General features: G+C 57.0%; 13 protein-coding genes. 4 read left to right on the top strand and 9 right to left on the bottom strand.

Going from position 1 to position 12,026, the window contains the following annotated elements:
* The first annotated feature begins 13 nt into the window (after window positions 1-13).
* On the top strand, window positions 14-565 hold the full coding sequence (gene yjgA, locus ACJBF3_RS15165) for a ribosome biogenesis factor YjgA (protein ID WP_042713463.1): 552 nt from the start codon (window positions 14-16) through the stop codon (window positions 563-565).
* Between the two features lie 102 nt (window positions 566-667).
* Here yjgA and mpl read toward each other — a convergent pair whose 3' ends face one another.
* Entirely contained in the window at window positions 668-2,047 is a 1,380-nt protein-coding gene (mpl, locus tag ACJBF3_RS15170) for a UDP-N-acetylmuramate:L-alanyl-gamma-D-glutamyl-meso-diaminopimelate ligase (RefSeq protein ID WP_045329815.1), read from the bottom strand.
* Window positions 2,048-2,244: 197 nt separating this feature from the next.
* Between mpl and fbp the strand changes: the two genes are divergently transcribed.
* Together fbp and ACJBF3_RS15180 are read left to right on the top strand one after the other, a co-directional pair.
* On the top strand, window positions 2,245-3,243 hold the full coding sequence (gene fbp / locus ACJBF3_RS15175) for a class 1 fructose-bisphosphatase (protein ID WP_032643851.1): 999 nt from the start codon (window positions 2,245-2,247) through the stop codon (window positions 3,241-3,243).
* A 148-nt stretch (window positions 3,244-3,391) separates the two neighbouring features.
* Window positions 3,392-3,748, top strand: coding sequence for a LysR family transcriptional regulator (locus ACJBF3_RS15180; protein WP_045329817.1), 357 nt, complete (start codon window positions 3,392-3,394; stop codon window positions 3,746-3,748).
* Here the strand turns inward: ACJBF3_RS15180 and ACJBF3_RS15185 are convergent.
* From ACJBF3_RS15185 to ytfQ, 5 genes are all read right to left on the bottom strand, one after another.
* Window positions 3,720-5,291, bottom strand: a complete 1,572-nt coding sequence (locus ACJBF3_RS15185) for a methyl-accepting chemotaxis protein (RefSeq protein ID WP_045329818.1) — start codon at window positions 5,289-5,291, stop codon at window positions 3,720-3,722. The two genes, ACJBF3_RS15180 and ACJBF3_RS15185, sit on opposite strands and share 29 nt — an antisense overlap.
* A gap of 93 nt (window positions 5,292-5,384) precedes the next feature.
* Window positions 5,385-6,386, bottom strand: coding sequence for a galactofuranose ABC transporter, permease protein YjfF (gene yjfF / locus ACJBF3_RS15190; RefSeq protein ID WP_045329819.1), 1,002 nt, complete (start codon window positions 6,384-6,386; stop codon window positions 5,385-5,387).
* Window positions 6,373-7,398, bottom strand: coding sequence for a galactofuranose ABC transporter, ATP-binding protein YtfT (gene ytfT, locus ACJBF3_RS15195; protein ID WP_161799253.1), 1,026 nt, complete (start codon window positions 7,396-7,398; stop codon window positions 6,373-6,375). Before ytfT ends, yjfF begins: the two co-directional genes overlap by 14 nt.
* Before the next feature lie 10 nt (window positions 7,399-7,408).
* Window positions 7,409-8,911: a galactofuranose ABC transporter, ATP-binding protein YtfR gene (gene ytfR, locus ACJBF3_RS15200; protein ID WP_045329824.1), complete on the bottom strand. Its 1,503-nt coding sequence runs from the start codon at window positions 8,909-8,911 to the stop codon at window positions 7,409-7,411.
* A gap of 105 nt (window positions 8,912-9,016) precedes the next feature.
* Window positions 9,017-9,973 carry a galactofuranose ABC transporter substrate-binding protein YtfQ gene (gene ytfQ / locus ACJBF3_RS15205; RefSeq protein ID WP_014830433.1) on the bottom strand — a complete coding sequence of 319 codons (957 nt, stop codon included), beginning with the start codon at window positions 9,971-9,973 and terminating at the stop codon, window positions 9,017-9,019.
* Window positions 9,974-10,282: 309 nt separating this feature from the next.
* On the opposite strand from ytfQ, the gene ppa reads away from it, so the two are divergent.
* Window positions 10,283-10,813 (top strand): inorganic diphosphatase, encoded by a 531-nt coding sequence (gene ppa, locus ACJBF3_RS15210; protein ID WP_010427397.1) that lies wholly within the window; start codon window positions 10,283-10,285, stop codon window positions 10,811-10,813.
* Window positions 10,814-10,874: 61 nt separating this feature from the next.
* Here ppa and ACJBF3_RS15215 read toward each other — a convergent pair whose 3' ends face one another.
* The 3 genes from ACJBF3_RS15215 to ACJBF3_RS15225 all read right to left on the bottom strand — a co-directional run bounded on the left by ACJBF3_RS15215 (window position 10,875) and on the right by ACJBF3_RS15225 (window position 12,025).
* The gene (locus ACJBF3_RS15215) at window positions 10,875-11,225 is read right to left on the bottom strand and encodes a type II toxin-antitoxin system ChpB family toxin (protein WP_045329826.1); all 351 of its coding nucleotides are present in this window, start codon (window positions 11,223-11,225) and stop codon (window positions 10,875-10,877) included.
* The gene (locus ACJBF3_RS15220; RefSeq protein ID WP_045329829.1) at window positions 11,219-11,470 is read right to left on the bottom strand and encodes an AbrB/MazE/SpoVT family DNA-binding domain-containing protein; all 252 of its coding nucleotides are present in this window, start codon (window positions 11,468-11,470) and stop codon (window positions 11,219-11,221) included. Before ACJBF3_RS15220 ends, ACJBF3_RS15215 begins: the two co-directional genes overlap by 7 nt.
* Window positions 11,471-11,680: 210 nt before the next feature.
* Window positions 11,681-12,025, bottom strand: a complete 345-nt coding sequence (locus ACJBF3_RS15225; protein ID WP_014830431.1) for a gamma-glutamylcyclotransferase — start codon at window positions 12,023-12,025, stop codon at window positions 11,681-11,683.
* Window position 12,026: the final 1 nt, after the last annotated feature.

A 12,026-nucleotide genomic window follows, 5' to 3' on the forward strand; every position in this document is an offset into this window, starting at 1 on the left:
TAAGGAGCCTGACATGACTAAGCAGCCCGAAGACTGGCTCGACGACGTTCCCGGTGATGACATCGAAGACGAAGATGATGAGATCATCTGGGTCAGTAAAAGTGAAATTAAACGTGACGCCGAAGAGTTAAAACAGCTTGGCGCAGAAATGGTAGAACTGGGTAAAAACGCGCTGGACAAGATCCCGCTCGACCAGGATCTGCGTGATGCCATTGAACTGGCACAGAAAATCAAAAAAGAAGGCCGTCGTCGCCAGCTTCAGCTTATCGGGAAAATGCTGCGTCAGCGCGACGTCGATCCGATCCGCCAGGCGCTGGACAAGCTGAAAAACCGCCATAACCAGCAGGTTGCCTTTTTCCATAAGCTTGAGCAGATCCGCGATCGCCTGATTGAACAGGGTGATGATGCCGTACCGGAAGTGCTGAACCTGTGGCCGGATGCCGACCGCCAGCAGCTGCGTTCGTTGATCCGCAACGCGAAGAAAGAGAAAGAAGGGAATAAGCCACCGAAGTCTGCGCGCCTGATTTTCCAGTATCTGCGCGAGCTGTCTGAGAACGACGAGTAATCCGTGCGGTTTTGCGCCGGATGGCGGCGTAAACGCCTTATCCGGCCTACAAGGTCGTGCAAAATGTAGGCCCGGTAAGCGCAAGCGCCACCGGGCTTTTTTTTACGCGTCGGCGGCCGCTTCCGCTTTCTTCGCCAGACCGTCCAGCAGCTTCTGATGGATCCCACCAAAACCGCCGTTGCTCATCACCAGAATGTGGTCACCGGGCTGAGCGGCTTTCACCACCATATCCGCGAGCGCATCCACATCCGCACTCCAGTGCGCAGGCTGAATGCAGGCATCGGCCACTTCCGCCACCTGCCACGGAATATGCTGCGGCTGCAGCAGGAAGACCTCATCGGCGCGTCCCAACGACGGCGCCAGGTCGTCTTTGCAGATGCCCATCTTCATGGTGTTCGAGCGCGGTTCCAGCACCGCCAGAATGCGGGCCGTGCCGCCGACCTTGCCGCGCAGGGCGGCAAGCGTTGCCAGGATCGCCGTTGGGTGGTGCGCAAAATCGTCATACACGGTGACGCCGTGGGCTTCACCGCGCAGTTCCAGACGGCGGCGGGCGTTGATAAACGAGCCCAGCGCATTCGCCGCATCCGCAGGCAGTACGCCGACGTGACGCGCCGCAGCAATGGCCATCAGGCCGTTGTGCATATTGTGTTCGCCCACCAGGCCCCACTTCACCTCACCCACTTTTTCACCGTCGAGCAGCACTTCCCACTCGGAGGCATCGGCGTTGAGCTTCTTCGCCTGCCAGTGGCCCTGCTCACCCACCAGCTCCTGCTCGCTCCAGCAGCCCATTGCCAGGGTCTGCTTCAGGTTGATGTCGTTTTCCGGCAGGATGATGCGGCCCTGGCCCGGAACAATGCGCACCAGGTGGTGGAACTGTTTCTGGATCGCTTTCAGGTCGTCGAAAATATCCGCGTGGTCAAACTCAAGGTTGTTGAGGATCAGCGTGCGCGGGCAGTAGTGCACGAACTTGGAGCGCTTGTCGAAGAACGCGCAGTCATACTCGTCGGCTTCGATCACAAAGAACGGGCTGTCGCCCAGACGTGCAGAAACGTCGAAATTACCCGGCACGCCGCCGATCACGAAGCCCGGCTTGTAGCCGCAGGCTTCGAGGATCCAGGTCGCCATCCCCGCGGTGGTCGTTTTGCCGTGGGTACCGGCAACGGCAACCACCCAGCGGTCACGCAGGACGAAATCGTGCAGCCACTGCGGGCCGGACATGAACGGAATATTGCGTTCCAGTACCGCCTCAACGCACGGATTGCCGCGGGTCATGGCGTTGCCAATGATCACCAGGTCCGGCTCGGGATCCAGCTGGCCGGCATCGTAGCCCTGAATTAAAGAGATGCCCTGCTTCTCCAGAAGTGTGCTCATTGGCGGATACACATTGGCGTCCGAACCTGTCACTTCATGGCCCAGCGAGCGCGCCAGCATTGCCAGTCCGCCCATGAAAGTGCCACAAATCCCCAATATATGAATGCGCATACGTCACTATCCTTCTTCAATGTGGCGCACATTTTACTCACATGTTAGCGGCTGTGAAACGCATTTCAGGTAAATCCGTATCCTGCTGGCGCGATTCACCTCTGCGCTACTATTTGAATATTTGTTAAGATTGTTGGGCTTTAGTCGTTTTAGTGAACATACAATCGCTCTACTCACAAAGATGCAGGGAAAGTGTTATGAAAACGTTAGGTGAATTTATTGTCGAAAAGCAGCACGAGTTCTCTCATGCTACCGGTGAACTCACTGCTTTGCTGTCGGCAATAAAGCTGGGCGCTAAGATCATCCACCGCGATATCAACAAGGCCGGTCTGGTCGATATCCTGGGTGCCAGCGGTGCCGAGAACGTTCAGGGCGAGGTTCAACAGAAGCTCGATCTGTTCGCAAATGAAAAATTGAAAGCTGCACTGCGCGCGCGCGACATCGTTGCGGGTATCGCCTCTGAAGAAGAAGATGAAATTGTTGTTTTCGAAGGGTGTGAACACGCGAAATACGTTGTTCTGATGGATCCGCTCGACGGCTCCTCAAACATCGACGTCAACGTTTCTGTCGGTACCATTTTCTCCATCTACCGCCGCGTCACGCCTGTTGGCACGCCGGTGACCGAAGAAGATTTCCTGCAGCCGGGCATTAACCAGGTTGCTGCGGGTTACGTCGTTTATGGCTCCTCCACCATGCTGGTTTACACCACCGGCTGCGGGGTGCACGCCTTTACGTACGATCCGTCACTGGGCGTTTTCTGTCTGAGCCAGGAACGCATGCGCTTCCCGGAGAAGGGCAACACCTACTCCATCAACGAAGGCAACTACATCCGCTTCCCGAACGGCGTGAAGAAGTACATCAAATTCTGCCAGGAAGAAGATAAAGCGACGCAGCGCCCGTACACCTCCCGCTATATTGGATCGCTGGTTGCGGATTTCCACCGTAACCTGCTGAAAGGCGGCATCTACCTCTACCCAAGCACCGCCAGCCACCCGGACGGAAAGCTGCGCCTGCTGTACGAATGCAACCCGATGGCGTTCCTCGCCGAACAGGCGGGCGGCAAGGCCAGCGACGGTAAAGAGCGTATTCTGGAGATCGTGCCGGAAAGCCTTCACCAGCGCCGTTCATTCTTCGTCGGCAACAACCACATGGTTGAAGACGTTGAACGTTTTATCCGTGAGTTCCCGGACGCGTAATCTCTCTCCCGGGGAGCCTGTCAGGCTCCCCAACACATTTATATATTTTACCGTATAAGTGTTTATAAAAAACATGCTTTAATATTCACCACTGCTCCTGCATTATTTCCATAACAGTTTGCCAGATATTTCGTGGAGCAGAATCGCAATGAAAAATTATTCCCGTGCGACTACCGGTATAGATTTAAATCTTATCCCCGTATTTATTGAAATCGTCCGCTGCGGCAGCATGGCGAAGGCCTCGCTGCGCCTGGAGATGTCCCGCCCGGCGGTGAGTCTGGCATTAAAGCGCTTTAACCAACTCTTTGATGAACCATTATTTTACCGCAAAGGTTTATATCTTGAGCCGACGGAAAAAGCGTTAGATTTGACCCGCTCGCTGGAAATATTAATGGGTGAAATTCACGATAATATAGCTGGCGTTAATTCAGCACGAAATAAAACCCCGACACAGAACGTGCCGGGGCGCGAGAATATTATGCCGCGGTCTGAGCCGACACTTTGAAGGATGACATGGCTTCCATCAGCTGGCGCGACTGCTCCTCAAGGGAGCGGGTCGCGGCGGAGGATTCCTGCACCAGCGCCGCATTCTGCTGCGCGGTTTCGTCCATCTGATTCACCGCAATATTCACCTGCTCAATGCCGCGGCTCTGCTCCTGAGACGCAGTGGCAATTTCACGCATCAGTTTGGTCATGCGCAGCACTTCGGTTGCGATCTCATCCATCGTTTCGCCAGCCTGCTGGGCCAGCTCGCTGCCCTCGTTAACGTGGGTCTGCGAATCGCTGATAAGGGAGCGGATCTCTTTCGCCGCGTCGGCGCTGCGGCTGGCCAGGTTGCGCACTTCACCCGCGACGACGGCAAACCCGCGCCCCTGCTCGCCCGCGCGCGCCGCTTCCACGGAGGCATTAAGCGCCAGAATATTGGTCTGGAAGGCAATGCCGTCGATCACGCTCAGGATATCGGCGATGCGCGCCGAGCTGCCGGAGATATCGCGCATTTTTTCAATCACGTAGCAGACCATTTCGCTGCCGTGATCGGCCGTGTCGGACACCGACTTCGCCAGCTGGTGCGCCTGCTCGGCGTTATCGGCATTGAGTTTCACCGTGGCGGTGATCTGCTCCATGCTGGCCGCCGTCTGCTCCAGCGACGTGGCGGTGGATTCCGTACGCTCGGCAAGATCGCGGTTTCCCAGCGTCAGCTCGCGGCTGCCGGTGTCGATTTGCGCGCTGGCATCGCGTACCCGCAGAACCGAGTTCATCAGCGAGTGCCGCATCTCCTCTATCACCGCGTTGAGGCGGTTAAACTCCTGGCTCGCGGGTGCCGTCAGCGTATGGGTTAAATCGCCTGCCGCCACATTTTCCAGCTGAACAATCGAGGCCGAGAGCGGCTTGAGCAGCATATGGCGCAGCGCCAGCCAGGCGAGGACGATGATGCCCGCCGTCAGCAGCGCGGCGACGATAATCAGGATCAGAACGCGGGTTTTGCTTGCCTGAACGGCGGTCACTTCCGCCTGACCACGCGCTTCGCTCCACTTCTGAAACGCCTGCATGTCGTTATCAAACTGCTTCGCCACCGGAATCAGCGTCTTCTCCAGGAGATCGTAATACCCGTCCGCGCTCTGGTCATTCAGGGTTTTCAGCATCGGGTTGATCCCCTGCTGGTTATAGGTCGCCAGGCTGGCCGCCACCTTATCGAGCAGCCGCTGCCCCTCCTCGTCAGCCACGCCGCCGTCGATCACGCCTTTCAGCGTTTTCTGGGCCAGGGCAACTTCCTGATTGATGTTTTTTACCGCGTTGGCCGCATCGTCCAGCAGGCCGATTTCCATCATGCGAACGGCCTGGCCCGCCTCATTGCGCGCGCGCAGGATCAGCGTATAGCCTGAATTTAGCTGCACCATCTGCTCACCCTGTAGGTGATTGATGCGCTGCAGTGAAGAAGAACTCTGCGTGAGGGCATAAATGCCGATGCCGCTGACAATCAGCAGCAGAAGGGTCATAACGGCCAGTAAAGAGAGCAAGCCGGTACGAATCGATAGCGTTTTAAGCATGATATTATTTCCGGTAGCGAGATATTTCTGGACAGAAAAAAAGGTTATCGGCCGCTACCGGAAAATGTTTAGACTTTAAGCAAATTCAGCGTGTTATCGCTCTGTTACCGATGTGTTTACGCGGGTAACAGGTGAGCTTTGACGCTTCTCCCAGAGCACCGTCAGCCCCCGCTGCAGGCCAATAAAAATAAACAGCAGAATGCCGATGGCGATCTTCGTCCACCACGAGCTGAGCGTGCCGTCAAAGTTGATATAGGTTTGTATCAGCCCCTGGATCGCCACGCCGAACAGCGTTCCCAGCACCGTCCCCACCCCGCCGCTGAGCAGCGTGCCGCCAATCACCACGGAGGCAATCGCGTCCAGCTCCACGCCCACGCCTGCAAGGGCGTAGCCCGCCTGGGTATACACCGAGAAGACGATACCCGCCAGCGTCGCCAGGCCGGTTGAGAGCATATAGATGCGGATGGTGGTGCTGCGGGTCGAGATCCCCATCAGGTTGGCCGACGTGGCGTTACCGCCAATCGCGTAAACCTGATTGCCAAACCGGGTACGGTGGGCAAGGAAGATGCCAACGACTACCACGCCCAGCATCAGCAGCCCCATCGCGCTCAGCCGTCCGCCGCCGGGAATTTTCCACGCCAGGCTGGAGAGCGTGTCGTATACCGGATGGTTAATCGGAATCGACTCCTCCGACACCAGGTAACTCACGCCGCGCAGAAAGAACATGCCCGCGAGGGTAATGATAAACGCCGGAATTTTTAACGCGTCGATCAGCAGCCCCATAAAGGCGCCAAACGCGCAGCCCATCACCAGCACCAGCGGAAACGCCACCAGCGGGGAGATCCCCCAGAAGCCGATCGCCTTCGCGAGGAACACGCCCGTAAAGGCGATCACCGAGCCGACGGAGAGGTCGATCCCGCCAGAGAGGATCACAAACGTCATGCCGACGGCGATGATGCCTAAAAAGGCGTTATCGGTCAGGATATTGCAGATCACGCGCGTCGAGGCAAAGCCGGGGAACTGGGTCAGACAGTAGAGATAGCCCAGCACAAACACGCCCAGCGTGATCGTTAGCGGTAAATTACGTTTTATCATGGCCACGGATCCCCTTAATGATGCTGACAAAGCGCGGCGACTGGACGACAAGCACGCAGAGCACGACTACCGCTTTCACCACCTGGTTAAGCTCCGGCTGGAATCCCGAAAGCAGGATCCCGGTGTTCATGCCCTGAATGATCAGGGCGCCGATCGCCGAGAGCAGCAGGTTAAAGCGTCCGCCCATCAGCGACCCGCCGCCGATCACCACCGCGAGGATCGCGTCCAGCTCCAGCCAGAGCCCGGCGTTGTTGGCATCGGCCCCGCGAATATCCGCCGCAACGATGATCCCGGCGATGGCGGCGCAAATACCGCTCAGCACGTAGGTCAGCATCACCATCAGCTGCGTGTTGACCCCGGCGTTGCGCGCGGCGCGGATGTTGATCCCAACGGCCTCAATGAACATTCCCAGCGCCGTTTTGCGGGTAAAGAGCCAGAACACCACTAACGTCACCAGGGCAATCATCACCGGCGTCGGGAAGAACAGAAGGTTGCCGCTGCCGAGCCACGCCAGGCTCGGGGAGTTAAAGGTGACAATCTGTCCGGAGGTGATGAGCTGCGCGACGCCGCGCCCGGCCACCATTAGAATGAGGGTGGCGACAAAGGGCTGAATTTTCAGCACCGCGACCAGAATGCCGTTCCATAGTCCTGCCAGCACGCCGGTGCCTAAGGCCGCCAGTAAAACAACCGGCAGGCTGTGTCCGGCCACGGTCATGGAGGCTGCCGTGGCCCCGGCGATAGCCATCACCGCGCCAACGGAGAGGTCAATCCCGCCGGTAGCGATGACCAGCGTCATCCCGATGGCCAGCAGCGCCACGGGGGCGGCACGGTTTAAAATATCAATCGGGCTGCCAAACAGGCGGCCATCCTGGACAATAATCTGGAAAAAATGCGGCGCGACCAGGCTATCCACCAGCAATATCACCAGCAGCGCCGCGATTTGCGGCGTGCCGGTTGGCCAGCTGAAGCGGCGCTTTGACTCACCGGTTTGCGAAAGCGAACGGGGCATCACGATTCACTCCTTATGCCGCGATGGCATTCATGATCGCCGGAACGGACAGCTTATCCAGCGGGATCTCAGCCACCTGTTTGCGATCGCGCATGATGATGACGCGATCGGCATAGCCCACCAGCTCTTCCAGCTCGGACGAGATAACCAGCAGCGCCAGCCCGTCCGCGCACAGGGTTTCGATAAGCCGGATAATTTCGGCGTGCGCGCCGACGTCAATGCCGCGCGTCGGCTCGTCGAGGATCAGGAACTGGGGTTTGGTCAGCAGCCAGCGCGAAAGCAGGACTTTTTGCTGGTTACCGCCGGAGAGAAATTCAATCGGCTGTTCCGCGCTCGGCGTGCGGATACCGAGCTGGCGGATAAAGCGCTCGGCAATGGCGTTTTGCTCGCGCTTAGGGATCGGACGCAGCCAGCCGCGCTGCGCCTGTAGCGCCAGAATGATATTTTCCCGCACCGAGGCTGCGGCGATAATACCGTCCGTTTTCCGGTCTTCCGGGCAGAACCCCACGCCCAGGCAGGAGGCCTGATGCGGCGACCGCAGGGTTTGCGGTTTGCCTTTAATCAGCGCGCTGCCGCTGTCGGCCGGCTTGATGCCAAAGATCACCTCGGCGGTTTCGGTCCGGCCTGACCCTAGCAGGCCCGCCAGCCCGACAATCTCGCCTGGCCGCACCTCAAGGTTAAACGGCGCGATCGTCCCTTTTTTGCCGTAGTTGCTGAAGGCGGCGACCGGCTTCTCGCTCAGCAGCGTGCGCCCTGCGCGCTGAAGGGCGTTGGTTTCCAGCTCGCGGCCCAGCATCATTTTCACCAGCTCGATCTGCGGCAGCTCGCGGGTTTCGCGGCAGCCGACAAAGCTGCCGTTGCGCAGCACCGTAATGCGATCGCTCACCTCGTAGACCTGATCGAGGAAATGGGTGACGAATATCAGGCTGACGCCCCGGTCGCGCAGCTGGCGCATCAGGGTAAAAAGCATCTCGACTTCCTGGGTATCGAGACTGGCGGTGGGTTCATCGAGGATCAGAACTTTCGCCGAGAGGTCGATCGCGCGGCAAATGGCGACGATCTGCTGCATCGCCACGGAAAAGCGGTTCAGCGGCTCGCGAACGTCGAGGGAGAAGCCGTACGATTCCATCAGGTTCGTCGCTCGCGCCTCCATCTCTTTACGGCGCAGCAGGCCAAAACGCCGAGGTTCGCGGCCAATAAACAGGTTATCCGCCACCGACATATTCGGCAGCAGGTTCACTTCCTGGTAGACCGTCCCGATCCCCAGCTGTTGGGCATGGGCGGTATTTTTCGGCGCAATGGCGCTGCCTTCCAGCCAGATGGTGCCGCGGTCGGCGTGATAAACGCCGGTCAGGGTTTTAATCAGCGTCGATTTTCCCGCGCCGTTCTCGCCCAGCAGCGCCATAATTTCGCCGCGCCGCAGGCTGAAATCGACGTTATCCAGCGCCTTCACGCCGGGGAAGAATTTACTCAAGCCCTCTGTGCGGAGGATTTCCTGGTGTTGTTCAGTGGTCATGGTTTCCCCCTGCATCAAGCCGGATGGCGCTACGCTTATCCGGCCTACAAAAGAGCGTATCGTAGGCCGGGTAAGCGTAGCGCCACCCGGCATGTTCAGACGGGCTTAATAGCCCATATTTTTCTTCTTCTCTAACTCTTCTTTCGCCGTGTCCGGCAGGTAGAGCGTGGACTTGGTGACCGTCACCTTCTCAGGCAGGGTGCCGTCTTTCTTGAATTTCTCCAGCGCGTCGAATGCCGGGCCCGCCATGTTTGGCGTCAGCTCAACGCTGGCGTTGGCTTCGCCGTCGATCATCGCTTTGTAGATGTCAGGTACGCCGTCGATAGAGCCGGTGAGGATATCTTTGCCCGGCTTCAGGCCCGCTTCTTTGATCGCCTGAATGGCACCAATCACCATGTCATCGTTGTGGGCGTAAACCATGCAGATGTTTTTGCCGTTGTTTTCCGCCTTAATGAAGCTCTCCATGACCTCTTTGCCTTTACTGCGGGTAAAGTCGCCGGACTGAGAGCGGATAATCTTGATGTTTGGCGCTTTCGCGATGGCCTCAGCAAAGCCTTTTTTACGGTCGATAGCCACGCTCGCACCCACGGTGCCCTGCAGCTCAACGACGTTACACGGCTTGCCGTCGACCTGTTTCACCAGCCAGTCGCCAATCAATTGCCCTTCAAGCACGTTGTTGGCGGTGACGGTGGTCATATAGAGGGATTTGTCTTTGACGTCGATGGAACGGTCGAGCAGGAAGACCGGGATCTCAGCGTCTTTCGCTTCCTTCAGGACGGGTTCCCAGCCGGTCGCCACGACGGGGGCAATAAAGATGGCATCCACGCCCTGGGCGATAAAGGAGCGCACGGCTTTGATCTGATTCTCTTGTTTTTGCTGACCATCGGCGATTTTCAGGGTGATGCCGCGTTTCTGAGCTTCGCTTTTCGCCACGTTGGTTTCTGCCGCTCGCCAGCCAGATTCAGAGCCGACCTGCGAAAAACCTACGGTTAAGGGAGCGGCCATCGCCATAGACGACATGGCTGCCGAAACGGCTGTGACCAGGAGTAAGCGCTTCCACATATGAACGTCCTCGTAGGGTGAGTTATTGTTGGTTAAAAGATGTTCTGCGGAATGACTATAGCCCATGAAATAGGTAACGAATTGCGTTACATCACACTTCAGAAAAGTGAATAAAACGTTAATCACAAGTTTGTAATCGCTTTCATTTCATCATGAAAAATGCGGCTATGTTTATGGATTTTCCTGTCATGGAATCGGTCTGAAAAGTGGAGAAAGCGGGGAGAGAAAGCGAAAACAGGCGGAGACATTCAGCGCGAGTTGGCTATAATACCTGCCACGAATTTACCATCCATTTTAAAGGACACCGACATGAGCTTACTCAACGTCCCAGCGGGTAAAGAACTGCCAGAAGACATCTACGTTGTTATCGAAATCCCGGCTAACGCAGATCCGATCAAATACGAAGTGGACAAAGAGAGCGGCGCCCTGTTCGTAGACCGTTTCATGTCTACCGCGATGTTCTATCCGTGCAACTACGGCTACATCAACCACACCCTGTCTCTGGACGGTGACCCGGTTGACGTGCTGGTCCCAACGCCATACCCGCTGGAGCCAGGCTCCGTCATTCGCTGCCGTCCAGTTGGCGTGCTGAAAATGACCGACGAATCCGGTGAAGATGCCAAGCTCGTTGCGGTACCGCACACCAAGCTGAGCAAAGAATACGATCACATCAAAGATGTGAACGACCTGCCAGAGCTGCTGAAAGCGCAGATCACTCACTTCTTCGAGCACTACAAAGACCTCGAAAAAGGCAAGTGGGTTAAAGTTGACGGCTGGGACAACGCGGAAGCGGCGAAAGCAGAAATCATCGCCTCCTTCGAACGCGCTGCTAAGAAGTAATTCTTACTGCTGTTAATGAAGCCCCGCGAGTCGGGGCTTTTTTGTGGGCGGTTTCCGGCAGTTAGCTCACTATCGCCTGCAGCCGCAAAAGAGCATCTTCTACCGTTTCATCGGACGCAACGCCAATGCGTTTGGCCTGCCGCGCGCCTAAATCCATCATGCGGATCTGGTTGACGAGAATCACGCCCTGAATGTCACCGTCTTCGCAAGAAAGCGCCAGGCTGAACCCCGCGTAGCGGGCAAAATTGCCGCCCTGAGTGACGGGCGCCACCAGCGTCATGCCCAGCTGATTGAACGCGCTCACGGAAAGCACCAAAGCGGGCCGTCCTGATCCCTGCTGCTCGTGGCCGCTGGCAGGATCGAACCCAACAAGAACGATGTCGCCTCGTTCAAAACAGGGCCGCTTTACCATACCTCATCACCCGCCGGCTTGGCGTTCCCCCACACCTCCTGCTCGCTTATTTCAGGCGCGGACATATCGCACTGAGCGAGCAACTCTTCCAGTGAATACTGCTTTGTTACCGGAGTGAGCACTAACTGATTATTCGTCACACGAGCCTCCATACTCTGGCCCGGCTTCAAGCCGAGCGCTTTCATCACCACGCCAGGAATGACCATACCTGCGCTATTTCCCCATTTCTTAATGGTTATACGCATCTGCACCTCCGAAGTTATACAGAGTATAACTCTTTTGGCGACGACAAGGTTTTACACCCTCAAAAGTGTGGAGACCAGCAAAAAAAGCGCAGTGATGAAGAAAGCAGAAACCTGCTCGACGAAAAAAAGAAATTGATGAGAAAAAGGCGCAGCAGAGCGTGAAGAACGTTGCAAAAAAACAACGCCACCTTACGGTGGCGTTGTCGTTTTTCAGTACTGGTCTCTGTCTAACCAGTTACCGCTTACGATCCGCGTTAACCCTTCGACCGGACGCTGGTAGACGTACATCCACGCGCTTCCGTACGGCGTCTGGATCAACTGGCGCGCGTATTCACCGCCCCTGGTGCGCAAGGCATCAAGTTCGGCAAGCGTCGCGTTATCAATACGATACACTTCACCCTGTACTGTTCCTTCGCCCGGAACCGCGCCTGGATAGTGGCCCAGGCTGTACAACTGGTAGTTCTCGATATTGTAATTCCCCAGCAGCAGGGCATTGGTCATCCAGTGACTGTTGCCTTGCTTGGTTCGTAAACTGCCGTAGACAAATATTCGCATT

The sequence above is a fragment of the Enterobacter sp. PP-008-ECC_S150 genome (assembly GCF_045257065.1).
GTDB lineage: Bacteria > Pseudomonadota > Gammaproteobacteria > Enterobacterales > Enterobacteriaceae > Enterobacter > Enterobacter chengduensis.